The 26,249-nt window shown below is 40.9% G+C and carries 22 protein-coding genes and 5 tRNA genes; 1 reads left to right on the top strand and 26 read right to left on the bottom strand.

The window, feature by feature from the left end:
- Positions 1 to 19 precede the first annotated feature (19 nt).
- The gene (locus MMY79_RS17880; protein WP_252610678.1) at positions 20 to 901 is read right to left on the bottom strand and encodes an alpha/beta fold hydrolase; all 882 of its coding nucleotides are present in this window, start codon (positions 899 to 901) and stop codon (positions 20 to 22) included.
- A 117-nt stretch (positions 902 to 1,018) separates the two neighbouring features.
- Here MMY79_RS17880 and MMY79_RS17885 point away from each other — a divergent pair, with 117 nt between their 5' ends.
- A complete protein-coding gene (locus MMY79_RS17885) occupies positions 1,019 to 1,504 on the top strand; it encodes a DUF4442 domain-containing protein (protein WP_107880608.1) in 486 nt (161 codons plus the stop codon).
- 44 nt (positions 1,505 to 1,548) lie between these two features.
- On the opposite strand, the gene MMY79_RS17890 is transcribed toward MMY79_RS17885, so the two are convergent.
- The 25 genes from MMY79_RS17890 to MMY79_RS18010 form a co-directional block, all read right to left on the bottom strand.
- The gene (locus tag MMY79_RS17890) at positions 1,549 to 1,905 is read right to left on the bottom strand and encodes a hypothetical protein (protein ID WP_013199104.1); all 357 of its coding nucleotides are present in this window, start codon (positions 1,903 to 1,905) and stop codon (positions 1,549 to 1,551) included.
- 205 nt (positions 1,906 to 2,110) lie between these two features.
- Positions 2,111 to 2,476, bottom strand: coding sequence for a hypothetical protein (locus MMY79_RS17895; RefSeq protein WP_016139476.1), 366 nt, complete (start codon positions 2,474 to 2,476; stop codon positions 2,111 to 2,113).
- 180 nt (positions 2,477 to 2,656) lie between these two features.
- Positions 2,657 to 6,850: a DNA-directed RNA polymerase subunit beta' gene (gene rpoC / locus MMY79_RS17900; protein WP_252610679.1), complete on the bottom strand. Its 4,194-nt coding sequence runs from the start codon at positions 6,848 to 6,850 to the stop codon at positions 2,657 to 2,659.
- 86 nt (positions 6,851 to 6,936) lie between these two features.
- On the bottom strand, positions 6,937 to 11,025 hold the full coding sequence (gene rpoB / locus MMY79_RS17905; protein WP_252610680.1) for a DNA-directed RNA polymerase subunit beta: 4,089 nt from the start codon (positions 11,023 to 11,025) through the stop codon (positions 6,937 to 6,939).
- Positions 11,026 to 11,330: 305 nt separating this feature from the next.
- Complete coding sequence (gene rplL, locus MMY79_RS17910; RefSeq protein WP_009393209.1) at positions 11,331 to 11,699, bottom strand: 50S ribosomal protein L7/L12; 369 nt, start codon at positions 11,697 to 11,699, stop codon at positions 11,331 to 11,333.
- A 48-nt stretch (positions 11,700 to 11,747) separates the two neighbouring features.
- Entirely contained in the window at positions 11,748 to 12,254 is a 507-nt protein-coding gene (gene rplJ / locus MMY79_RS17915) for a 50S ribosomal protein L10 (protein ID WP_004699170.1), read from the bottom strand.
- 315 nt (positions 12,255 to 12,569) lie between these two features.
- A complete protein-coding gene (gene rplA, locus MMY79_RS17920) occupies positions 12,570 to 13,265 on the bottom strand; it encodes a 50S ribosomal protein L1 (protein WP_004795104.1) in 696 nt (231 codons plus the stop codon).
- Between the two features lie 3 nt (positions 13,266 to 13,268).
- A complete protein-coding gene (gene rplK / locus MMY79_RS17925; RefSeq protein ID WP_001074682.1) occupies positions 13,269 to 13,697 on the bottom strand; it encodes a 50S ribosomal protein L11 in 429 nt (142 codons plus the stop codon).
- Between the two features lie 109 nt (positions 13,698 to 13,806).
- Positions 13,807 to 14,340 carry a transcription termination/antitermination protein NusG gene (gene nusG, locus MMY79_RS17930; RefSeq protein WP_003654499.1) on the bottom strand — a complete coding sequence of 178 codons (534 nt, stop codon included), beginning with the start codon at positions 14,338 to 14,340 and terminating at the stop codon, positions 13,807 to 13,809.
- Positions 14,341 to 14,347: 7 nt separating this feature from the next.
- Positions 14,348 to 14,788 carry a preprotein translocase subunit SecE gene (gene secE, locus MMY79_RS17935; protein ID WP_004640737.1) on the bottom strand — a complete coding sequence of 147 codons (441 nt, stop codon included), beginning with the start codon at positions 14,786 to 14,788 and terminating at the stop codon, positions 14,348 to 14,350.
- Positions 14,789 to 14,863: 75 nt separating this feature from the next.
- Positions 14,864 to 14,939: transfer RNA gene (locus tag MMY79_RS17940), tRNA-Trp, on the bottom strand.
- 60 nt (positions 14,940 to 14,999) lie between these two features.
- Positions 15,000 to 16,190 carry an elongation factor Tu gene (tuf, locus tag MMY79_RS17945; protein WP_042894405.1) on the bottom strand — a complete coding sequence of 397 codons (1,191 nt, stop codon included), beginning with the start codon at positions 16,188 to 16,190 and terminating at the stop codon, positions 15,000 to 15,002.
- A gap of 146 nt (positions 16,191 to 16,336) precedes the next feature.
- Positions 16,337 to 16,411, bottom strand: a tRNA-Thr gene (locus MMY79_RS17950).
- A 13-nt stretch (positions 16,412 to 16,424) separates the two neighbouring features.
- Positions 16,425 to 16,500, bottom strand: a tRNA-Gly gene (locus MMY79_RS17955).
- 37 nt (positions 16,501 to 16,537) lie between these two features.
- Positions 16,538 to 16,621: transfer RNA gene (locus MMY79_RS17960), tRNA-Tyr, on the bottom strand.
- A 52-nt stretch (positions 16,622 to 16,673) separates the two neighbouring features.
- Positions 16,674 to 16,749: transfer RNA gene (locus MMY79_RS17965), tRNA-Thr, on the bottom strand.
- A gap of 98 nt (positions 16,750 to 16,847) precedes the next feature.
- Entirely contained in the window at positions 16,848 to 18,341 is a 1,494-nt protein-coding gene (gene trpE, locus MMY79_RS17970) for an anthranilate synthase component I (RefSeq protein WP_252610682.1), read from the bottom strand.
- A gap of 109 nt (positions 18,342 to 18,450) precedes the next feature.
- Positions 18,451 to 19,119: a phosphoglycolate phosphatase gene (locus MMY79_RS17975; RefSeq protein ID WP_252610684.1), complete on the bottom strand. Its 669-nt coding sequence runs from the start codon at positions 19,117 to 19,119 to the stop codon at positions 18,451 to 18,453.
- 65 nt (positions 19,120 to 19,184) lie between these two features.
- Positions 19,185 to 19,814 (bottom strand): FHA domain-containing protein, encoded by a 630-nt coding sequence (locus MMY79_RS17980; RefSeq protein WP_252610686.1) that lies wholly within the window; start codon positions 19,812 to 19,814, stop codon positions 19,185 to 19,187.
- Positions 19,815 to 19,853: 39 nt separating this feature from the next.
- Positions 19,854 to 22,130 (bottom strand): type II secretion system secretin GspD, encoded by a 2,277-nt coding sequence (gene gspD, locus MMY79_RS17985; RefSeq protein ID WP_252610688.1) that lies wholly within the window; start codon positions 22,128 to 22,130, stop codon positions 19,854 to 19,856.
- A 41-nt stretch (positions 22,131 to 22,171) separates the two neighbouring features.
- Positions 22,172 to 23,008 carry a type II secretion system protein N gene (locus tag MMY79_RS17990; RefSeq protein WP_252610690.1) on the bottom strand — a complete coding sequence of 279 codons (837 nt, stop codon included), beginning with the start codon at positions 23,006 to 23,008 and terminating at the stop codon, positions 22,172 to 22,174.
- A complete protein-coding gene (gene gspN / locus MMY79_RS17995) occupies positions 23,008 to 23,751 on the bottom strand; it encodes a type II secretion system protein N (protein WP_252610692.1) in 744 nt (247 codons plus the stop codon). The genes MMY79_RS17990 and gspN overlap by 1 nt, the downstream gene beginning before the upstream one ends.
- Before the next feature lie 332 nt (positions 23,752 to 24,083).
- The gene (locus MMY79_RS18000; RefSeq protein ID WP_002053185.1) at positions 24,084 to 24,410 is read right to left on the bottom strand and encodes an H-NS histone family protein; all 327 of its coding nucleotides are present in this window, start codon (positions 24,408 to 24,410) and stop codon (positions 24,084 to 24,086) included.
- Between the two features lie 194 nt (positions 24,411 to 24,604).
- Positions 24,605 to 25,045, bottom strand: a complete 441-nt coding sequence (locus tag MMY79_RS18005) for a thioesterase family protein (RefSeq protein ID WP_252610694.1) — start codon at positions 25,043 to 25,045, stop codon at positions 24,605 to 24,607.
- Positions 25,046 to 25,052: 7 nt separating this feature from the next.
- The gene (locus MMY79_RS18010) at positions 25,053 to 26,246 is read right to left on the bottom strand and encodes a heme biosynthesis protein HemY (protein ID WP_252610696.1); all 1,194 of its coding nucleotides are present in this window, start codon (positions 26,244 to 26,246) and stop codon (positions 25,053 to 25,055) included.
- Positions 26,247 to 26,249 lie beyond the last annotated feature (3 nt).

A 26,249-nucleotide genomic window follows, 5' to 3' on the forward strand; every position in this document is an offset into this window, starting at 1 on the left:
GTTTTATGCAGTCACTGAATTATGAAGCTTGAGCCTTAATAAACTCATGAATATGATCTGCAATTTTCGCAGGCTCACTAAGAATTGCCCAGTGATTTGCTTCAAGCTCTACATATTCAAAATTATCCACCCACTTTGGCATAGCCTCAGTGATGTATTCAGGGCTCACAAAAGTGTCATATTTTAAAATAACGGCTTTAACTGGGCATTGCGCATAACGTTGACGAGGGCCAGTTAAACGAGGGATAAAATTTGCCCGATATAAATTAATGCCATATTTACCATCTGCATTAATATTATTATTTAAAGGTAAATTACTTTTTCTCTCCAGCTGAGTCAGTACTTTCCCCCATTTTTCAGGGCTAAAAAGAGACCATACAGTTGGTGCTAGCAGTGGAAGATGAAATGCACCGATATACCAAGATTTGGTTAATATTTTTAAGATTTGACCTGGTGAAGTTTTAAATTTATCACGCAAAAATAAAGCGGCATGGTCAAGACATGGCCCAGAAATAGTTGTATATGATAATAAACGCCCTTTAAATTTAGGCTCTGTTGCCGACTCCCAAGATTGAATCGAACCCCAATCGTGTGCAGCCATATGAAATTGACGATTTGGTAGTAATTCATCTACTACTTCTTGTAAGTCTAGAGATAAACGCTCTAAACGGTAATCACGTATACGTTTTGGTATAGATGACAAACCCGCTCCACGTACATCATAGGTGACAATGTAGAAGTCATTAATTAAATGTTCAATGATTGATTCCCACACTTCTTGATTGTCAGGATAACCATGTACTAAAACCAACGGTGTATTTTTTTCGTCGCCCCATGTTTTAGCACAAAGCGTTTGTTGGTCACTTGTTGTTACTGTATGAACTTTTGGCTGCATAATCATTTCCTATCTTGTTTTTCAATCGATCATGTCGTTAGTCGGATAGAGCATTGCCATCAATATAAAAAAGATGATACTTATCTAGTATGAATACTGTTTCAATAAAAAAAATTGACTATTATGGCTATTTTAAGAAGACTTCAGAACAATCCTACGATTTCAAAATTCCTATTTAATCACTACCCACCTTATCGTGGAGCAGGGATTTATATTGAAATCATGAATTTAGAACTTTGCCATGTACGTGTGAAAATGCCTCTGACCTGGAAAAACCAAAACTTGGTTGGAACACACTTTGGGGGCAGTCTTTATTCAATGGTTGATCCATTTTACATGATGATTCTGCTGCATCATCTCGGATCAAAATATATTGTCTGGGATAAAGCTGCTGAAATTAATTTTCTTTCCCCAGGTCGAAGTACGGTACATGCAGACATTCGAGTAGATTTAGCTGAGATTGAGCAAATACGTGAGCTTGCCGAAAACTACGAGCCTGTTTTAAGAACTTATCATCTAAATATTTTTGATGAATCGGGGGTAAGAATTGCTGAAGTAAAAAAAACGCTTTATATCCGACGTAAAAAAGCAAAACCTTTCCCGCAATGAAAATAAGCGCTAAAAAGCGCTTATTTTATTCACTCAATAGGGTGTTATCTTTTTTCTTCAATCGCTGCACCAGCACCACCACCAATCGCACCGCCAATTGCAGCACCAGAGTCACCACCCAATATTGCTTTACCTACCACAGAACCGATACCAGCTCCGATCGCACTCTTAGTCGTGGTTTGTTTACTACCGCCTTGGCTATTTGAACCAACACCAGCACCTACTGCTGCGCCTAAGCCAGCACCAACACCACCGCCTACATGATTACCTAAGCCACCACCGAGCGCACCACCTGCTGCTGCTGCGCCAATACGCTGATCAGATGGACTCATATTTTGACAACCAGTAAACATAAGTGTAGACAACATTAAAGCAGAAACTAATCCAATTGTTTTTTTCATGTCCATACTCCTAATACCTGTTCTAATAAAAAGAATAATCCTCTTTTATGAGGAGTTTGATCAGATTGTGTTATTCATCTGTCCTAATCGATTGATATTTTGTAAAGCTCTTCTATTTATGATCATCAAGCAATATTTTAATGATAAAAAAAGAAGTCCTTAACAACTTAAAGACTTCTAGGTTTAAACATTATTAGGAATACTTTTAGTACTTCCCTTTTTTCTCTTCATACGCTGCGCCCGCACTACCACCAAGTGCTCCACCTGTAGCAGCACCAGCGTCACCACCAATGATGGCACCACCTAACACTGCACCAACACCGGCACCAATTGCACTATTACGCACGGTTTTATTACTAGACCCTTTTGCATTGGCTGCAACACCGGCACCAAGTGCCGCCCCTAAACCGGCACCAATATTACCACCCACATGTTTACCTACAGCACCACCTGCACCACCACCTATCGCAGCCGAACCAATACGTTTACTTTCTGGGCTTGCATTCTGGCAACCAACAAACAAAGTTGTTGACATCAGGCCAACACTAACAATCATCATCATTTTTTTCATTAGATTTACTCCAGTCTTCATAAGCATGTAGCCTAATATGGTTTTGTGGAGTGTTTATCCCGCTTAAGTAATAAAATAATGGCTCTTTAATATCTTTATGTAATTACCACTTTTAATTGTTATAAGTAAATATAAATAAAAAAGGCACCCTAAGGTGCCTTTTTTAGTGCCAGTCTAAACTTAGAATTGTTCTGAGTTTAATGCTTGGCTGAATGCTTGGTCTACTTCGCTGAAGTCATTGTGAAGCTCATGTTCAGCAGCTTCTGCTTCTTGACGACGACGTTCTAGGTGGTATGCAAGACCAGTACCAGCTGGAATCAAGCGACCCACTACAACGTTTTCTTTCAAGCCACGTAAGTCATCTTCTTTACCTGTTACAGCCGCTTCAGTTAACACACGAGTTGTTTCCTGGAACGATGCAGCAGAGATGAACGAGTCAGTAGAAAGCGATGCTTTAGTGATACCCATCAATAGACGTTCGAACTTCGCAGGGAACTTGTTTTGAGCCAAGACAGCTTGGTTCTCTTGTACCATGCGGATGTAATCCACTTGCTCGCCTTTGATGAAGCTTGTATCGCCACCATCGGTGATATCAACTTTACGTAACATTTGACGTACGATAACTTCAATATGTTTGTCGTTGATTTTTACACCTTGGAGACGGTATACGTCTTGAACTTCGTTCACGATGTAGTTAGTTAATGCAACTTCACCTTTCAAACGTAAGATGTCATGCGGGTTTTGTGGACCATCAGAAACAGTTTCACCACGGTTCACATGCTCGCCTTCGAACACGTTGATTTGACGCCATTTTGGAATCAACTCTTCGTAGATCTCAGAACCATCATCTGGAGTAATTACTAAACGGTTTTTACCTTTAGTTTCTTTACCGAAGCTTACAACACCTGAAACTTCAGCAAGAATTGCATGTTCTTTCGGTTTACGTGCTTCGAATAAGTCAGCTACACGCGGAAGACCACCGGTAATATCACGAGTACGTGATGTTTCTTGTGGTACACGACCAATTACGTCACCCACACCAATCGTTTCGCCATCGCGAACAGTTACGATTGTGTTTTGTGGCAAGAAGTAGAACTGTTCGCCGCCATCTGTTGTATCCAACACGATTGCTGGACGTAAATCTTTACCAGAAGCAGGACGAGCTGTTACAGGCAAGATTTCAACAGTAGTCATACCAGTTGCATCATCAGTTTTTGATGTTGCAGTTACGCCATCAGCGATTTGGCTGAAACGTGCTTTACCAGCAACCTCTGTTACCAATGGATGTGTATGCGGATCCCAAGTCGCTACGATACCGCCAGCTTCTACAGCTTCGCCATCTTTCAACAAGATGCTTGCACCGTAAGGAAGTTTATAGCGTTCGCGCTCACGCCCTAAATCATCAGCAATACCAATTTCACCTGAACGAGAAACTGAAACCAAATGACCTTTTGCATGTTGTACAGTTTTCACGTTATGGAAACGTACAGTACCTTTGTTACGTACTTGAACACTGTTTGCAGCAGAAGTTCGGCTCGCAGCACCACCAACGTGGAACGTACGCATTGTTAACTGTGTACCTGGTTCACCAATAGACTGTGCTGCCATTACACCTACTGATTCACCTGGGTTAACCAAGTGACCACGTGCAAGGTCACGACCATAACATCTAGCACATACACCAAAAGCAGATTCACAAGCAATTACTGAACGTACTTTGACTTCATCCACACCCGCTTCTTCAAGATGAGCTGCGATTTTTTCGTCAATTAACGTACCACGAGGTAATACAACTTCATCATCAGATGCACGACGTACGTCTTCAGCAGTTACACGACCTAATACGCGGTCACGTAATGGCTCAATGACATCACCACCTTGAATGAATGGAGTCATTACCAAGCCACCAGCTGTACCACAGTCAGGTTCGGTAATTACCAAATCTTGCGCTACGTCTACAAGACGACGAGTCAAGTAACCAGAGTTCGCAGTTTTTAATGCTGTATCGGCCAAACCTTTACGCGCACCGTGTGTTGAAATAAAGTACTGAAGTACTGTTAAACCTTCACGGAAGTTCGCTTTAATCGGTGTTTCGATAATCGAACCATCCGGTTTTGCCATCAAACCACGCATACCAGCAAGCTGACGAATCTGTGCCGCACTACCACGGGCACCAGAGTCAGACATCATATAGATACTGTTGAATGATTTTTGCTTCTCGTCTTCACCTTGTTTGTTTTTCACAAGTGTATAAGACAAGTTGTCCATCATCGCTTTAGCAACTTGGTCGTTTGTACGCGCCCAGATATCGACAACTTTGTTATAACGCTCACCAGCAGTTACAAAACCTTGTTCGAACTGTTGTTCGATTTCACGAACTTCTGTTTCTGCTTTATCAATAATTGTGTGCTTAGTAGGTGGAATGAGCATGTCTTCCATACCTACAGATACACCTGAACGAGTCGCTTGACGGAAGCCCAAGTACATTAATTGGTCAGCAAAGATAACGGTATCTTTCAAACCAAGTTTACGGTAGCAAGAGTTGATTAACTTCGAGATATTCTTTTTAGTCATCTCAAGGTTGATCATGTCAAAGCTTAAACCTTGTGGAACAACTTCCCAAAGCAAACAGCGACCTGGTGTCGTATCAACAATAATAGTTCCGTGTTCACGTTCACCATTTTCATTGATAACAGTTTGATGCACACGTACTTTAACACGAGCATGAATCGCAACCTGACCAGTTGCAAGTGCACGGTTTACTTCGTGAGTATCAGCAAACACCATGCCTTCGCCTTTAGCATTTACTGCATCACGCGTGATGTAGTAAAGACCCAAGACAACGTCCTGAGAAGGAACGATGATCGGCTCACCATTCGCTGGTGACAAGATGTTGTTTGTTGACATCATCAATGCACGAGCTTCTAACTGTGCTTCAAGTGTTAATGGAACGTGTACCGCCATTTGGTCACCGTCGAAGTCGGCGTTAAACGCAGCACAAACGAGTGGGTGAAGACGGATTGCCTTACCTTCAATAAGAATAGGTTCAAATGCTTGAAGACCTAAACGGTGAAGTGTTGGCGCACGGTTCAACATTACTGGATGTTGACGAATTACAGAAGCAAGAACGTCCCAAACTTCTGGAGTCTCACGCTCAACCATTTTCTTCGCAGCTTTAATGGTTGTCGCCTGGCCTGAAGCTTGTAGTTTAGCGAAAATGAATGGCTTGAATAATTCAAGTGCCATTTTCTTCGGAAGACCACATTGGTGAAGACGTAAAGTAGGACCTACAGTAATTACCGAACGACCAGAATAGTCAACACGCTTACCAAGTAAGTTCTGACGGAAACGACCTTGTTTACCTTTGATCATATCTGCCAAAGATTTTAACGGACGTTTGTTAGAACCAGTAATTGCACGACCACGACGACCGTTATCAAGCAATGCATCTACAGACTCTTGTAACATACGTTTTTCGTTACGTACGATAATGTCTGGTGCAGCAAGATCAAGAAGACGCTTCAAACGGTTGTTACGGTTAATGACACGACGATATAAATCGTTCAAGTCAGAAGTCGCGAAACGACCACCTTCAAGTGGAACTAATGGACGTAAATCAGGTGGAAGTACAGGAAGTACATTCATCACCATCCATTCTGGCTTGTTGTTTGAATCGTTGAATGCTTCCATCAATTTCAAGCGTTTAGACGCTTTTTTCAACTTCGTTTCAGAAGTCGTTTGAGGAATTTCTTCACGTAAACGTGCGATTTCCGCTTCAAGATCGATATCTTTTAACAAGTCCTGAATCGCTTCTGCACCCATTTTCGCAGTGAATTCATCACCGTGTTCTTCAAGTGCATTGAAGTATTCTTCGTCTGTTAAAAGTTGATACTTTTCAAACGGAGTCATGCCTGGGTCAGTTACAACGTATGATTCGAAATACAATACACGTTCGATATCACGAAGCGTCATATCAAGTAATAAACCGATACGAGATGGTAACGATTTTAAGAACCAGATATGAGCAACTGGAGAAGCGAGTTCAATGTGACCCATACGTTCACGACGAACTTTCGCTGTAGTTACTTCAACGCCACATTTTTCACAAATGACGCCTTTGTATTTCATACGCTTGTATTTACCACACAAGCATTCGTAATCTTTTACTGGACCAAAAATTTTGGCACAGAACAAACCATCACGTTCTGGTTTAAAAGTACGGTAGTTAATTGTCTCAGGTTTTTTAACTTCACCATGAGACCATGACTTAATCATTTCTGGTGACGCAAGACCAATACGGATACGGTCAAACTCAATTGGTGCATGACCATCTGAGTCCGTTTTCTTACGCATGATATCGAGCAAGTCTTTCAATTTTTTTCTCCGTGTGTCGGGAAGCAACGCTTACCCGACTGGGTCACAAATATTGTTTTTTCCTAAAAAATCGTGAGTCTTACGACTTAGTCACCATTTTTCAGTTCAATGTTGATACCTAAAGAACGGATCTCTTTGGTCAATACGTTGAACGATTCAGGCATACCTGGATCCATATAATGGTTACCATCTACAATATTCTTATAGATACGTGTACGACCTTCAACGTCATCCGACTTAACAGTTAACATCTCTTGAAGAGTATATGCTGCGCCGTAAGCTTCGAGTGCCCAAACCTCCATCTCACCGAAACGCTGACCACCGAACTGTGCTTTACCACCAAGCGGCTGCTGTGTAACAAGTGAGTAAGAACCAGTTGAACGCGCATGCATTTTGTCATCAACCAAGTGGTTCAATTTGAGCATGTACATGTAACCTACAGTTACAGGACGATCAAACTGTTCACCCGTACGACCATCAAACAATACTGTTTGACCAGTACGTGAAATGTCAGCTAATTCAAGTAGGTCTTTAATTTGGCTTTCTTCAGCACCATCAAATACAGGAGTAGCTAAAGGCACACCAGCACGTAAGTTGCCAGAAAGAGCTAAAACTTCAGCATCAGTTAAGCTATCAAGATCTTCTTGCTCGCCACCAACTTTGTTATAAATCTTGTCTAAGAATTCGCGTAGTTCTAAAACTGTACGCTGTTCTTTCAACATTTTTTCGATTTTATCGCCAAGCCCTTTAGCCGCCATACCCAAGTGAGTCTCAAGAATCTGACCCACGTTCATACGAGATGGTACACCCAATGGGTTCAATACGATATCTACCGGTACACCGTTAGCATCGTGTGGCATGTCTTCAACAGGTAAAATGTTAGATACAACACCTTTGTTACCGTGACGACCAGCCATTTTATCACCAGGCTGAATGCGACGTTTAACTGCTAGGTAAACTTTAACAACTTTAAGAACACCTGTTGTTAACTCATCACCAGTCGAAAGCTTACGTTTCTTCTCTGCAAACTTCTCATCAATTTCTGCACTCTTCTCTTTCAAGAACACTTGAATTTGAGATAAACGTTCAGCAATTGCTTCGTCTGTAGGTTGGATTTCAAGTAAGTCAACAAGCTCTAAGCCAGACAACATATCTTCAACGAGCTTATCACCACGTTTAGTCGAACCACCACCGTTAGACTCTTGGCCTTTAAGCAAACGAATTACACGCTCACGAGCTGCTTCTTCAAAGATCTTGTATTCTTCTTTCAAGTCTTTACGGTAAGAGTCAAGCTGTGCTTTTTCAATTGCCATTGCACGGTCATCTTTCTCTAAGCCATCACGAGTGAAGACTTGAACATCGATAACTGTACCTTTAGTACCAGATGGAACACGTAAAGATGAGTCTTTAACGTCAGCTGCTTTCTCACCGAAGATTGCACGAAGCAATTTTTCTTCAGGAGTTAACTGAGTTTCACCTTTAGGCGTTACTTTACCAACAAGGATGTCACCAGCAGTAACTTCCGCACCGATATAAACGATACCCGATTCATCAAGTTTAGAAAGCGCAGCTTCACCTACGTTAGGAATATCGGCAGTAATTTCTTCCGCACCCAACTTAGTATCACGCGCTACACATGACAATTCTTGAATATGAATCGAAGTTAAACGGTCTTCTTGAAGTACGCGCTCAGATAACAAGATCGAGTCTTCATAGTTGTAACCATTCCACGTCATGAACGCTACGCGCATGTTTTGACCAAGCGCAAGCTCACCCATATCTGTTGACGGACCGTCTGCCAAGATGTCACCGCGAGCAACTTTGTCGCCCAAATTCACGATGATATTTTGGTTGATACAAGTGTTTTGGTTAGAACGTGTATATTTAATGAGGTTGTAAATATCTACACCAGCCTCACCTGCAATCATTTCATCTTCGTTTACACGAATAACGATACGAGAAGCATCTACATATTCAATCGCACCACCACGGTTAGCGATCACACATACACCAGAGTCACGTGCAACGTTCGCTTCCATACCTGTACCTACAAGCGGTTTATCCGCACGTAGAGTAGGAACGGCCTGACGTTGCATGTTTGAACCCATCAATGCACGGTTCGCGTCATCGTGTTCAAGGAATGGAATAAGTGATGCAGCAACAGATACAACCTGCTGTGCAGATACATCCATATGCGTCACTTTTTCAGGTGAGATACGTACAAATTCACCTTGATGACGAACAGAAACCATATCTTCTGTTAAGTTACCATCTTTATCTATCGCAGAATCGGCCTGTGCAATAACAGTACCCACTTCTTCAATAGCAGAAAGGTATTCAACAGCATCAGTTACTCGGCCATCTACCACTTTACGGTAAGGTGTTTCCAAGAAACCAAAATCATTAGCTTTTGCATAAACAGAAAGCGAGTTGATCAAACCAATGTTTGGACCTTCCGGCGTTTCAATTGGACATACACGACCATAGTGAGTTTGATGTACGTCACGTACTTCAAAGCCCGCACGTTCACGCGTTAAACCACCAGGCCCAAGCGCAGAAACACGACGTTTATGTGTAATCTCAGATAATGGGTTGTTTTGATCCATAAACTGAGACAATTGGCTTGAACCAAAGAATTCTTTGATTGCAGCTGCAACTGGTTTTGCGTTAATTAAATCTTGCGGAGATAAATTATCTGTTTCTGCTTGGCTTAAACGCTCTTTAACAGCGCGCTCAACACGAACTAAACCAACACGGAATTGGTTTTCAGTCATTTCACCAACAGAACGTACACGACGGTTACCCAAGTGATCGATATCATCGACTTCACCTTTACCGTTACGGATTTCAACTAATGTACGTAATACATCAATGATATCTTCGTGCGATAAAATACCTTCTACTTCACGTGACTTCTGGTCAGTACCAACTTCGTATGGGCGACCCAAACGACGGTTAAACTTCATACGACCTACTGGAGATAAGTCATAACGCTCAGAAGAGAAGAATAAGTTATTAAATAAGTTTTCAGCAGCTTCTTTTGTTGGTGGCTCGCCTGGACGCATTACTTTATAGATTTCAACTAATGCTTCTTCACGACCAGATGTTGTGTCAGCACGTAATGAGTCAGCAACAAATGAACCACGGTCTATATCGTTCGTAAACAAGATATTGAATTGTTTAACACCGCCTTCTGCCAGTTTCACCATAACTTCATGGCTTAACAATGTATTTGCAGCAATCACATCACCATTACGTAAAGTAATGTCTTCAGCAGTGATACGCTCATACAAGTACTCATCGGGAACTGATAGCTTAGCTAAACCAGAAGCTTCCATTTGACGTACGTGACGAGCATTAATACGTTTACCTTGCTCAACAATGATTTTGCCATCATTATCTGCAATATCAAATTGCGCCATTTCGCCACGCAGACGATCTGGAACGAGGTCAATTTGATAGCTACCCATATCAAGATATACAGGCACTTTTTCATAGAACAAATTCAAGATTTGTTCATTGTTATAACCCAATGCACGCAATACAACAGTTGCTAATAATTTACGACGACGGTCAATACGTACATAAACTAAATCTTTTGCATCAAATTCGAAATCTAACCATGAACCACGGTAAGGAATGATACGTGCAGAATAAAGTACTTTACCACTTGAATGTGTTTTGCCTTTATCGTGATCAAAGAACACGCCAGGTGAACGGTGTAATTGAGATACGATTACACGCTCAGTACCATTGATTACAAAGGTACCATTGTCTGTCATGAGTGGCATTTCACCCATGTAGACTTCTTGTTCACGTACGTCTTTAATAGATTTAGTTTCGCGATCTTTAATAATCAAACGAATTTTTACGCGCATTGGTGCCGCATAAGTCGAACCACGTAAAATACATTCACGCACATCAAACTCAGGCTTACCAAGGCTATACTCAACAAATTCTAAAGCAGCATTGCCAGAATAACTTTCTATAGGGAAAACTGAACGAAATGCGGCTTGGAGACCGATATCTTCGCGGTTTTTTGGAGTTTTGCCACCTTGCAAGAACGTTCTATACGAATCGACCTGGATCGAAAGTAAGTACGGTGCTTCCATTACTTGGGGCAATTTACCAAAATTCTTACGGATCCGTTTCTTTTCGGTATATGAGTATGCCATCTGGAGTCCTCGGAAAGTAAACCAAGCCCGCCTGCAGAACGGGCTCAGAAGGAATTACACAGGCCGATATGGCCACCACTGTTTACAAATGCTGCAATTTTTAGTGGTATTAAAACGCTTAACAATATTTTTTAAAAATAAAAATATTGGTAAACATTTGAAATTACTTTGATTATTCTGAAATATGACACTTATTGTACAGAACAAACAAAAATCGAGCCGATTATTGTAACGCAAAAAGGCTGATGACCCAAGAGCCATCAGCCATTTTATGGAGCCGATTTAAAAACCGACTCCTTTTACAATTACTTAAGTGTAACTGTAGCACCAGCTTCTTCAAGTTTCTTCTTAAGTTCTTCGCCTTCTTCTTTAGAAATGCCTTCTTTAAGAACTTGTGGAGCACCTTCAACTAGGTCTTTAGCTTCTTTAAGACCAAGGCCAGTTGCTTCACGAACTGCTTTAATTACAGCTACTTTGTTAGCACCAAAAGAAGTCAACTCAACGTTGAATTCAGTTTGTTCTTCAGCAGCAGCAGCGCCTGCAGCAGGAGCAGCTACAGCTACAGCAGCAGCAGATACGTTGAATTTTTCTTCAAAAGCAGAAATAAGTTCAACAAGTTCAAGAACAGTTTTTTCAGCAACTGCGTTTAGGATTTCTTCGTTTGTTAAAGCCATGAGATTAACTCCAAATGGGTATTGAATGGTGTGGAAGTAGATTTAAGCTTAAGCAGCTTCTGACTCGTTTTTCTCTTGAAGCGCTGTAAGTAAGCGACCCAATTTCGAAATAGGAGCTTGAAGAACAGATGCGAGCATAGTAAGCGCTTTTTCTTGGTTTGGAAGATTTGCGATAACGCTAACATCAGCACCTTGATAAAGTTTGCCGTCAAATGCAGCAGCTTTTAATTCAAATGCTTTGTTAGTTTTAGCAAATTCTTCAAACAAGCGTGCAGCTGCACCCATATCGTCTTCAGAAGTTGAGAATGCTAAGATTGTTGGGCCAACAAGGTTGTCATTCAAGATTGCAAATTGCGTATCTTGAAGAGCACGTTTAGCCAAAGTGTTACGCACAACGCGTGTAGCAACACCCAGTTTACGAGCTTCAACACGAAGAGTAGTTAATTGCTCAACGGTTAAACCTTGATAGTCAGCAACAACGGCAGCGAACGCTGTAGAAGCAGTTTGAGCCACTTCAGCAACGATCTGTTTTTTGCTTTCAATAAGAAGAGCCATTGTAAAACCTCCTAACGGTGATTTATGTACTCAAAAAAGTACACTCCCAATTCGCAAGTCAATAAGGATTTGACTTGCACGCGGAGGAGGAATAAATCACACCACCGCGTCTACGCAGGCTGGGCTATTAAGAAGATATTCAAAAGAAGTCTCTTCGCCTGTGGTCTTTGACGCTGATAAATTTACATTTATCAATTCAAAGTCCGCCTGATGAGTGAGGAAACAAAGCAATACTTTGAATGGGTGTAGAAAATCTATGATTCTCTACACCCTGCCCTCAATCAGGACTTTAAAATTCTTGACTAAGTTTTAAACTTAGTTAGAAACGTTGCTTACATCAACAGTAAGACCAGGACCCATAGTTGAGCTCAAAGTGATCTTTTTGATGTATACACCTTTAGAAGTTGCAGGTTTTAACTTTTTCAAGTCAGCAACTAAGGTTTCAACGTTTTGACGGATAGCAGCAGCTTCAAAGCCTAATTGACCGATCGCAGCATGGATAATACCCGCTTTGTCTACACGGTAACGAGCCTGACCAGATTTAGCGTTTTTAACAGCATTCGCTACATCAGGAGTTACAGTACCAACTTTAGGGTTTGGCATTAAACCACGTGGACCAAGAATTGTACCGAGCTTACCAACAACACGCATAGCGTCAGGAGCAGCGATTACAACATCAAAGTCAAGGTTTCCGCCTTGGATGCTTTCAGCAAGGTCATCAAAACCTACGATGTCTGCACCAGCTTCTTTAGCTGCTTCTGCTTGCGCGCCTTGAGCAAATACCGCTACACGTACAGTTTTACCAGTACCAGCAGGTAATGTAGTCGCACCACGAACAACCTGATCAGATTTACGCGGGTCTACACCAAGATTTACAGCTACATCCAAAGATTCTTTGAATTTCGCAGCAGGTAGGCTGTTTAGAACTTGTACTGCTTCTTCCAAAGTGTAAACTTTGTTTGCTTCAACAGCAGCAGCAATGGCTTTTTGACGTTTAGTTAACTTTGCCATGTCTTATAGCTCCACTTCCAAGCCCATAGAACGCGCAGAACCAGCAATGGTACGTACACGTGCGTCTAAATCAGCACCAGTTAAATCTGGTTCTTTAGTAGTCGCAATTTCTTCTAACTGAGCACGAGTCAACTTACCAACTTTAGTTTTGTTTGGTACAGATGAACCTTTTTGGATACCAGCAGCTTTCTTAAGAAGAATAGAAGCTGGAGGAGTTTTCATGATGAATGTGAACGACTTGTCGTTGTACACAGTAATCACTACAGGAATTGGAAGACCTGGTTCAACTTTTTGTGTAGCAGCATTGAATTCTTTACAGAATGCCATGATGTTTACACCACGTTGACCTAATGCAGGACCAATTGGTGGAGATGGATTTGCTTTACCAGCTGGAACTTGCAGCTTGATATAGCCGTCAATCTTCTTAGCCATTTTAAAATACCTCTGGGTACAAACGCCGCTAGGCTCCCCAATCTTTACGATACACTTCTATTACAACAACAATGCCCGATAAAATCGGGCGCTTTTCAACCAATTAAGATTAAATCGTTTTTTCGACTTGGCGAAATTCGAGTTCAACCTGAGTTGGTCGATTAAATACGTTAATCGTCAACGTTAAACGCGACTTCTCATATTGAACTTCTTCCACCACACCTTTAAAGTCTGTGAATGGACCGTCAATAACAAGTAATTCTTCACCTGGCTCAAACATCGTCTTAGGACGTGGTGCTTCACCAGTATTACGTACACGCGCAAGAATCGCATCTGCTTCACGCTGAGTGATTGGTGCTGGTTTTTCAGGTGTACCACCGATAAAACCTAGAACCTTTGGACATTCTTTAACGATATGCCAAGTATCATCATTCATTTCCATTTCAACTAACACATAGCCAGGAAAGAATTTGCGCTCAGATTTACGTTTCTTACCATCCTTCATTTCTACCACTTCTTCGGTAGGAACAAGGACATCACCAAAGCTATCAGCAACAGCGCTACGCTGGATTCGTTCTGTAAGTGAACGTAACACTTGTTTTTCATAGCCAGAGTAGGCATGAATAATGTACCAACGTTTCATAGCTCTTTTACCCGATAATCAACTTAATTAACCAACCCAAACCATAGTCAAAGCACCATAAAACTAATGATGCAACAACTACAACCAATAGAACCTGCCACGATGTGGTGACTGTTTCTTGTTTTGTTGGCCAAGTTACTCGACGCAATTCGACTCGTGCATCTTTTAGCAAACGAACGAAGCCTTTACCTTGATGGGTGGCGTATAATAAACCTAAAGCCACAACGATACAAGCAAAAATTGCCCCAACGCGTACCCAAATATTATTGGCAGGCGCCCAATGCGCTGGTAAATACTGATTCGCCATAACAGCTAAAACCAATAATGCAATCGCAATCACCCATAGAACAATATCTAGAGGCGAACCAGAACGAACAACTTCAGCAGAATTATTTCTTTGAGGAATTGGCGCGTCGCTCAATGCGTCGCGCGATTTATCATTCGACATTTTTGTACTCGTCGTAGAACTCGCGACTTATTATATGAACAACTAAGCCAGCATCAAGCTTTTTATTTCAAAATATGGCAGGCCAGGAGGGACTCGAACCCCCAACATTCGGTTTTGGAGACCGACGCTCTACCAATTGAACTACTGACCTATAATGCAAGTTGAGAGCCAAAGCCCTCAACCTGAGACGTAATCCGCTACTATATTATGCTTATGCAGTTACTTTCGCAACAACACCAGCACCTACAGTACGACCACCTTCACGGATCGCAAAACGTAGACCTGGGTCCATTGCGATTGGGTGGATTAACTCTACTGACATTTCAACGTTGTCACCTGGCATAACCATTTCAACGCCGTCTTGTAATTGGATTGCGCCAGTTACGTCAGTTGTACGGAAGTAGAACTGTGGACGGTAGCCGTTAAGGAATGGAGTATGACGACCACCTTCTTCTTTAGAAAGTACGTATACTTCTGCATCGAATTTAGTGTGCGGCTTGATTGTACCTGGTTTAGCAAGTACTTGACCACGTTGTACGTCTTCACGCTTAGTACCACGTAGAAGAACACCACAGTTCTCGCCTGCACGACCTTCGTCAAGCAATTTACGGAACATTTCTACGCCAGTTACAGTCGTTACTACTGTGTCACGGATACCAACGATTTCAACTGATTCGCCAACTTTAACGATACCAGATTCAACACGGCCTGTTACTACAGTACCACGACCAGAAATAGAGAATACGTCTTCGATTGGCATTAAGAATGCTTTGTCGATAGCACGTTCTGGTTCTGGGATGTAAGAGTCAAGCGCTTCAACAAGAGCAAGAACTGAAGGCTCACCATATTGACCAGCATCGCCTTCCAACGCTTTAAGCGCAGAACCACGGATAACTGGAGTGTCATCACCTGGGAAGTCATAAGTAGAAAGAAGTTCACGAACTTCCATTTCTACTAATTCAAGTAATTCTTCATCATCAACAAGGTCACACTTGTTTAAGAATACGATGATGTAAGGTACACCAACCTGACGTGAAAGAAGGATGTGTTCACGAGTTTGTGGCATTGGACCATCAGTCGCAGCACATACAAGGATCGCGCCGTCCATCTGAGCAGCACCAGTAATCATGTTTTTAACATAATCGGCGTGGCCCGGGCAGTCTACGTGAGCGTAGTGACGGATTGGAGAATCGTATTCTACGTGTGAAGTATTAATTGTAATACCACGTGCTTTTTCTTCAGGTGCTGAGTCGATTTGTGAGTAATCTTTCGCTTCACCGCCGTAAGTTTTTGCACAAATAGTTGCAATCGCAGCAGTTAAAGTTGTTTTACCATGGTCAACGTGACCAATTGTGCCCACGTTTACGTGTGGCTTATTACGTTCAAACTTAGCCTTAGCCATGTTTATAGTCCTCGTTTACGTCGAACACAATTCTGAGTAAAACTCAGCATCGACATATCGCCTAAAAAATCAAACACCCAATACTTGAAAAGCAGACTAATAAGCCTGCTTTTTAAATCTTTGTAGAAAATCTACTAAACTGTATCTGGAGCTCTTATCGAGATTTGAACTCGAGACCTCTCCCTTACCAAGGGAGTGCTCTACCACTGAGCTATAAGAGCGATTATCCTTCGATGGAGCGGGAGACGAGGGTCGAACTCGCGACATGCAGCTTGGAAGGCTGCCGCTCTACCAACTGAGCTACTCCCGCACGATGCTGGTATACTTAGCACTTCAATCGAAGTTAATGGTGGTGAGAGAAGGATTCGAACCTTCGAAACTTTCGTAGCGGAGTTACAGTCCGCCCCCTTTGACCGCTCGGGAATCTCACCATATCACACTTATTTCAGTGTTATCCTACACTTAACAACCTCACACTTTAAATGGTGCCGGCACACGGATTCGAACTGTGGACCTACTGATTACAAGTCAGTTGCTCTACCAACTGAGCTATGCCGGCGCTTCTTAGTGTTTCGTACGTTTCGTATCGGAACGGTGTGCAGTTTAGCAAAACTTCCAAACGATGCAAGCAGTTTTTTAAAAAAAACTGCTAAAAACTCATAAAATCAATCCGTTTGATGATAATTCAACCGCTTTGATCACTGCGCGAGCTTTTATTTGGGTTTCATTCCATTCTGATTCAGGATTTGAGTCAGCAACTAAACCCGCTCCAGCCTGTACATACACTTTTTTATCACGAATAACACACGTACGGATCGCAATCGACATATCCATTTCACCATGCCATCCTAAATACCCCACTGCCCCGCCGAAAACACCTCTTTTCACAGGCTCTACTTCATCAATAATTTCCATTGCACGAATTTTCGGTGCGCCAGATAAAGTACCTGCTGGAAAAGTTGCCTTAAATACGTCTAATGCATCGATATCATCACGCACTTCACCTTGTACATTTGAAACGATGTGCATGACATGCGAATAGCGTTCAATGACCATTTGATCAGTCACTTTGACCTTACCAATTTTAGAAACTCGCCCAACATCATTTCGACCAAGGTCAATCAACATTAAATGCTCTGCGATTTCTTTCTCATCAGAAAGTAAGTCTTTTTCTAAAGCGATATCTTCTTCTTTAGTTTTTCCGCGTGGTCTCGTACCAGCCAGCGGACGAACTGTCGCAATACCATTTTCAAGACGAGAGAGAATTTCAGGTGATGACCCTACAATATGGAATGGTTTTTGATCCGTAATTGTTTGACCTTGTACTAAGAACAAATAAGGCGAAGGATTTAAATGGCGTAAAGCACGGTAAACCTGTAAAGCCTCTCCATCAAAGTCAGAAACCATGCGTTGTCCAGGAACAACCTGCATAACATCGCCCGCACGGATGTACTCTTTAACCTTTTCTATGGTCTCAAGAAATTTCGCTTTACCTGTAATCGATTCAAAATGAGGCGGTGTATGCGGCTTAGCTTGCAAGCTAACTGGTGTAGCCAACAATTGTTCCAATTGATCTAACTTTTGCTGCGCATCTTCATAAGCATGTGGCTGTGCTGTATCGGCATGGACAATTAAAAACAAGGTATCTTTCAAGTTATCAAAGACAATGACCGTCTTTGAGAGCATCAACCACAAGTCTGGTAAAGCAATTGGATCAGCCGCAGGCACATTCTTTAAGCGCGGCTCAATATAACGAACTGCATCATAGCCCAAATAGCCAACCAGCCCGCCAGTAAAACTTGGTAAGTCTGGCAAAAGCTCAGCTGGTGGAACTGTAAATTGCTTTTGAAATTCACGAATATATTCAAATGGATCTAGACAATCTTCTTGTTTAATCGAGCCATCAGCATGCTGTATAGACAGTATCCCTGCATTACATGAAAAAACTGTTGACTCACCTAAACCGATCATGGAGTAGCGCGCCCAGTTTTCACCACCTTCAACCGACTCAAATAAATAAGCTTGTTTTTGCTCCTTAAAACGAGCAAAAACAGATAAAGGTGTTTCCGTATCTGCCAAACGCTGACGATAAACTGGAATAGTGTTGTAACCTGATGCTTTAAGTTGTTCGAATTGCGCTAAAGTAGTCATGAATTTTTCTCTAATATGGTTTCGATTTAAAACGGTGTTTTTCTAGTTTCGATTTAGACACGCCATCGAAAAACCATACGCTTATTCATGCTGATCTCCATTTCACTCATTAGATAATTAACTCAGCCAAACTATCAACCACTTGCTGAGGTTGGCAATCATAGATATTTTCTCCATGATTATAGCCATAGCTAACCACAATACAATCAATTCCCGCACGACGCGCAGCCTCAATATCATTACTTGAATCACCAATCATTAATGATTGCGAAGCAGATATGTTTAAGCTTTGCATACAATGCAACAAAGGCAATGGGTGTGGCTTTCTCTCTGGCAAACTATCACCCCCAAGTACAACTTGGAAATAAGGAGAAAGGTCTAATGCATCAAGTAACCCTTGAGCAAGTTGCACAGGCTTATTGGTAACACATGCCATCTGTATATTCAAAGCCTTACAATGCTTTAAAAACTCAGTGACTCCCGGATAAATTTGAGTATTTACACAAAGCTCTGCACCATATATGTCAACAAATTTCTGTAAGAGAACTTTATGCTGTTCAGCATCTAATTTTCCAAAAATATGCAAAAGAACACTTTCACAGAGTTTTGAGGCGCCTTTACCCACCCACTCTCGAATCTGAGCTTCTGTTACCAAAGGCCAATTGAGCGCTTCTAAACTTAAATTCATAGACCGATACAAATCAGCAGCAGAATCAACCAATGTTCCATCTAGATCAAATAAAATTAAATCGCGCTTATTTAGTTGTGCAACAGACATTTTCTTCTTCTCAAAATTAAAAAGGCATGCGTTTAGCATGCCTTGATTGTAAAAGCAGTAACGGATTATTTAAAGAACAACCATGCCAATAAAGCTAAGATTACTAAAATAATAATAGTGATTAAACCAACTGAGGCATTCTTCTGTTGCTCTTTTTCTTCAGCAACACGAGAAACAGGCTCTTCAAAGGCAACAGGTGCCTGTTGCGGTTTTACATTAATATCTACGCCTTCCGGGATCGGCGCAGGTTTTGGAATAGAAATATTTTGCGGCATGCCATCGCGACTAACCTCTATTTCCACAGCACGCTCTGTAAGACTCGGCATTCCTTGATCACTTAAATCTTGGGTTGATGCCGTATTTACAGGTTCTACTTCAATTTCAGGCAAATCTAATATTTCTTTCGCAGGCGCTAATACAGAAAACTTAAAGCTAGCAAATTGAACAATATCGCCATCATGCAACTGTTTTTCTTGCTCAATACGAATATCGTTTATGAATGTGCCATTCGATGAATTAAGGTCTTGCACCCATAGCAATTGATCTTTTAAAAGCAAAGCAGCATGGCGACGTGAAATTTCAGCAGCTTGTAACAAGACATCAGCATCCTGATGGCGCCCAACCAACATATCACGATCAACACTAATTTCTTGGCCAGTAATTTCGCCAGTAATTGCTTGTAATTTCCAAGTCATGCGTATGTCCTATTCATTTTTATCAATCATAACATGCTACTACTGCACTGTGCTTGGACGCAGTGTCGTTGTTGTTACGGTATTTTTAGTACGATTAACTTCAGGTTCGGGCAACTGCAAGGTTTGCTTTCGAACCACAGGCTCTACTGCTACAGGTGTTATTACTGTCGAGCTTTTACCACCTGAAGGAACCTGTTGATAATTTTTGGGCTGAGAGCCAATATCTGGTGGTGTCATTTTTTGATTATAGACGTCATCAACCTGTTCAGGCAGTTTGGCAAAGTTGCCATTTCTATCCATCGCCAATTGCAAGCTGTAAAGCTGGTTATAACGCTGCTGAGACAAACGGCGCACATCATTCGCATCACCCACAATTGTTGGATGAATAAAAACAAGAAGATTACGCTTCGTATTACTTCGACTGTCTGACCGGAATAATCTGCCTACATATGGAATACTACTTAACCCCGGAATACCTTGACGGCTAAGCTCAACATCATCAGACACTAAACCACCTAAAACAACTGTTTGTCCATGTTCGGCCAATACAGCAGTTTTAATAGCACGTTTATTGGTAATTAAATCGGCTGCTTGCCCTTTACTAGTCTGAACATTCGAAACTTCTTGCTCAACTTCAAGACGAACCGTACCGCCTTCACCGATATGCGGAACAACTTTTAATGTCACACCCACATCTTTACGTTCAACAGTTGTATAGGGATTGATACCTGTACTATTCGTAGTGACTGACCCTGTTACAAATGGAACGTTCTGACCGACAACGATATAAGCCTCTTCATTGTCCATTGTCACAATCGATGGGGTCGACAGTAAGTTTGACTTAGTGTTGCTTTTGAGTGCTTGAATTAATGCACCATAAGCCTTGCGGGAGTTCTCAAAATTCCCCAAAGCAAAAGTTGCACCATTACCTTTATTGGTACCGCCAGCAATAGCGGACGCCGCTCCAGCAGAACCACCCGACAAATAACCAGCAGCAATTGAAGATAAACTCGCCCCCACATTACTAAAGCTAAGTAAACCAATCCCACTAGATAAATCACCTAATGCCCATTGGATACCAAGCTGATCAGAGTCATCTCCTGAAACCTCAATAATTGCAGCTTCAATCAAAACTTGCTGACGGCGAACATCGAGCTGCTGAATAGCAGATTCAATTTCACGCATTAATTGTGGATCAGCCTTAACCACTAACGAGTTTTGAGCATTATCCGCAATAATGCTTACACCATTTTGGCTAAAGCTAGAAATATTGTTCTGATTACTATTATTTGAATTACCATTTAGATTAATAGATGGCGTAGAAATTGAGCTACCATTTGAACCAGATGAAGATGAGCTGGAATTCTGGTTATTACTCATTAAATTATTGATCGGATTCGACGAGTTAGAAGAATTATTATTGCTATTTGAAGAAGAAACAGCTTGCCCTGTTACAAGGCCTTGCAAAATCTCAGATAAATTTTTTGCACTTGCATATTTCAATCGAAAAACTTTTAAGCCACCTAAACGGTCTGCTGAAGGCACATCCAGCATTTCAATCATGTGACGAATACGCTTACGTGTTTCAGGATCACCCTTTACTAAAATACGATTCGTTCGGTTGTCTGCAATAATACGAATCCGTGCACCGTTAAAATCTTTCGAAGCCCCCGTTGCGCTCATCGCCTCAAGTTGAGTAATGATTTCTTCTGCCTGACTTGATTGCAAGTTAATAGCTTCAATATCATTTTGCCCCGTACCGTCGAGGTTACGAATGATATTTTCAAGTTGGTAGATATTTGCAGCTCGATCCGAAACAATCAGCGCATTAGTGCCTGCTATCGCAGCCATATGTGCAAATTGAGGCATTAAAGGGCGAAGTGCCGGGATCAAATCATTTGGATTCGTATTTTCAAGCCAAATAACTCGAGTGACGACTTGATCACCACGCTGCCTATTTCTAGAGTCGTAAGGAATTCCCGAATTTTTAACATTACTATCTGGCACCAGTTTGATAGTGTTCCCAGAAGGAATTGCCACAACCCCATTTACATTTAAGACCCCAAGAAAAAGATCATAAACTTCATCTTTATTGAGGGGTTTATTCGATATTACTGTGACATTGCCACGCACTCGCGGATCTACTGCAAAGTTTTTCCCCGTGATGTCTGCAACTTCATTAATAAATGCAGTTAAGTCAGCATCACGTAAATTGATCTTCCATGTCTGGGCATAAACGCTGCTACTCACTGTCGCAATCAATGGGGCAGCTGCAAGTAATGCCCAAAGTGGACGTTGATGATTCAATAAAGCCATAACTTGCGATAATTCCTAACTCTTATGGTGACGTGTTATCACTAAAAATTTTGTTGTATGGTCATCACTTGATCACCACGTTTTATTTCTAATTTCACTTGCCCAGCTCGACGAGCCTGTTCAAGTAACTGCACATCCGTTTGTCCTTGCCCAACCGTTTGACCATTTAAAGAAACAATCCGGTCACCCGGCCTTAAACCTAACTTATTTCGAAGCGCAGTGGGTGTACGTTCTGTAACTTCAAAACCTTCGCCTGAGTTCCCGCTTACCCCCATATCTTTGAGGTACTGCTCTCGATTCCCCTGCATTTGCTGAATAGCCTGTCCTAACGCCTCTTGAGTCGTATTAACAGGTGCCGATGACTGAGGCGTAGTCGCAGCTGGTTGTGAGGCATCTGGCGTCATAGGTTGATATAAACCGTTTGGCAAACCTTTAAACTGAAGTTCACGCGTACTTCCATTACCTTGACGCAATATCACGTGATCCCAATAAACTTCTGCTAGTTGGTAAGATGTAGACCCTATTGTTTCTCCCACCCGATACCGGTCAGCAGTATTATCAAGCTTAATAACAGCCGAAGAAAAACGGTTCGGATAACCCAGCATCACGCCTTGTAATTCTAGGTTGACATTTTCCTGAGCTGCATTGGCTGAAGGTTCATTAAAAAGTGAAAAAGTACTAATGTTAGGAATTTGCGGTTGCTGTGATCCTAACTCCACCCGATCAAACTGCATCATTTGAGGAGGCGCAATCACCCACCAAAACAATGAAGCCAATTTCCAACACAGCCATAAAACTAAAACGGCAAATACAACTACACTTAACCGATCTAGTTTTTGCCATTGTAGGTGCTGTAATTTTTCAATCCATACTTTCATTAGCTACCCCCTTGTACTAAAGGTTGGCGAGAACTAATGACAAATGTATCTAAACCAGCTTTTCCATCATAAGACGGGATATTCAGTAATAATCTTTGCGTAAGCTGCACATCAAGCATCATATTGGCATCTAATAAAAGGTTTGCCATTTTTTGACTGCGTTGATCACGTATATCAACTTGTAATTGTCCATTTTGATCCGTTAATTGCCCATTTAAAGAAGGCATATTCATCCGGTCTTGACGGTCACCCATATTATAAATTAAAGCACCGCCACCCCAATGCAATTGACCATCAACTGCAGCAAAACCTTGCTCTTTTTTATAATTAAAATCAATATCTTTTAACTGGATGCTGTTCACAGGCCATTGCCAGTTCACAATTTGTTTTAATGTTTCTGGCGCAATTTGACCATTCATTGCCCTTACAAGTACTTTTTTACCAACACCATAGGCCATTACCCCAGATAACTGGGTATTTCCACTATGGATATCTACATCAGCAGCGAACCTTAATAAAAATAGGTCTAGAGGTCTAGTTTTCCAATGAATAGAACCTCTCAAAGTACCGCGCCGCCAATCTGCTTGGCCTTGCCAGATATTTCCACTTACATTGTGTAGAGTTTGATTATTCTTTGAAAATTTAGAAATAAGCCAAGTCGCTGGGATCTGTAAAATAATAAAAATTAAAAATGCAATGAGTGCAAATAACCACCACTTCCATTGCTTAGACTTTTTCTTCATTCAGCCTTACCAACATGCAAATTATCGTCCTTATTTTGAGAGTAGCTCCCTAGTCTGACATTATGCATACTTTTTCAACATCGCCAATTCACTTCATATAAAAAAACCAAGCAATCGGGCTTGGCTTCGGTATTAAGACTATAAGTTGAACGTATGACAAAATCATGAAAACTGAGTGCTAAAAGAACTAAATGCAAATTTGATCTCAACAATGTATTTAAAGATGAATTTAAACACTCAATTTCTTAAATAATATTTACAGCACGCTTTAGATATTTTCATGCATAAAAAAACCAGGCAAATCTGCCTGGTTTTTTAAATCGGCAATACGATTAGATTAAGAAATCTTCAAGTTTTGCGCCTTTTTCAATTTCAGCAACTAACCAGCGTGGTTGTTTACCACGGCCAGTCCAAGTCTCTTCAGAATTGTTTTTGTTGCGGTAACGTGGCTCAACAGATTTACGTGTTGTTTTCTTACGCTTTTGAGCGCCAAACTCAAGAAGTTGTTCAACACTAAAACCTACATTTTCAGCGATCTCGATAATTTGATTATAAGCATCTTCGATTGCTTGATCTTTTTTACTTGCAATTAAAGCTTCCGCTTCTTCTTGTAAGCGTTTTAACTCTTCAACAGATAATTCACTGATATCCGGTTTCATTAATAAATACTCCAGTCTTACAGACAATTCAAAATAATACAGACAAAATTTAAAAAGATAAAATCAAGACCAATATTATTTATAATCTATTCAATAAGCAATAGTTTGAAAGCCATGTTCATCAGAATAACTAAAAAAATTACCTTTTAATTACATTACCAATTATAAATGAAATATATTTTATTAATATTTATTTAAGATAAATGTATTAAGTCATGGCCAACTGTTTTTTCTAGCTCAATAATTTTTTGTTTTATTTCCTGAGGTATTTCACATTTTCGTTCTGTTAATTTATCTACGCAGACCATAACAGCTTCACCAGTAGCCACGATTTGTTGTTGTGCCTCACTCCATAATATATAAGCCATACGGAATGCACTATTACGGAGCTCTTCCACGCGAACACCGACTTTCAATTCATCTGGATAAAAAACTGGCTTTAAATATTTACACTGACTTGAAGCTACAACGGTATATAATTGCGGCGTTAATATATTTATAGCTTCCATATATAAAATACGTGAGCTTTCAATATATCGATAATATTGTACATTATTGACATGACCGAAAGCGTCCATATCTCCCCACGCTACTTTCTGTTCATATATTATCGGGTAGACAGACAGTTCTTTCATTTTTGCCTCATATTTTAAATTTTAAAAAATTCGCATCATTTTCAAAGATTAGGTTTAACTGTTTGATTAACACTTCATCTTCTTTAAGCGTAGACTTAATACGTAAATAGCTCATTAAAATATTATCTGGATATAATGATAATAATGTTTCAGCCTCTACTTGACGTCCAGTTGCCATATAGACATGCCATTTTGCAAAGGTTAAAACTGGCAAATTCATATATTGATTTTCAAATTCAATAATTTTTTCTTCGACATCTGCATAGTCTGGGACTTGTTTCAGCAGTTGTTGCTGAAACCACAGGTAAAACACTTCTGGATCGAACTGTTCTTTTAATAAGTGTAGTGTTAAGGCTGCATGCTGCATGCTCATATCAGGAATACGCGCCAATAGCTTGAGCCATAACAACTTACTACTATAAGGTCGAGTTTGAATCTCAGACTCTAAATCTAAATAACGTTGTTGCAAGGCATGTAGGTCGTCAATAGAAGCTTCATCAAACTGCTGAAGAAGTTGCTGCAACCATAAATCACGGTGCTCAGCATCTAGCAAACCATACTTCATTGAACGTAAATATACCCATGGGTGTTGCAGCGCCAATTGCCCCCATAATGCAGTTAATCGTTGCTGGTAGGCAGTTTCAATTTCCTCAAGCCAAGGCGATAACTGATGCTGATATAAAAACTCAAGATGAGTTAATGCACGTTCAGCTTCATTTTGGGCTAAAAAGATTTCGATTCGCTCTAACTCTGCCAGTTCAAATGCCATAGGCGGTGATTGATCTAAAGCAGCTAATGCTTTTGGATAATCCCCACTTGCAACTAAAAACTTGGCATCAATGATATTTTTTAAAAGCGCTGACTGAGTAAAAACACGTTCAATAAATACACGTTGGTCTTCAGCGGCCTCTAATAACCAGACGATACCTAATTGTTCATAGGGGTGAAGGTTTTTAAACTGGAAAATGTTTTCACTTTTCCTCTGTTCTCGAGAGGAATAACGTTTAATCCAAAGCCATAAAAGTTGTGCAATAAAACTCATGACCACAAAAGCTAGGGTTAAACCCCAGACATTTGATTGCAACTGCAATTGTCGCCAGTAGATATAGACATACCCCATTCCATAGCCGTAGCTCAATAAAGCTAAAGCGGCAAAGAGTATTAAACTAATTACGAAATAAACCGACAGGAGGTGTTTCATATC

This window comes from Acinetobacter sp. XS-4 (genome assembly GCF_023920705.1).
Taxonomy (GTDB): domain Bacteria; phylum Pseudomonadota; class Gammaproteobacteria; order Pseudomonadales; family Moraxellaceae; genus Acinetobacter.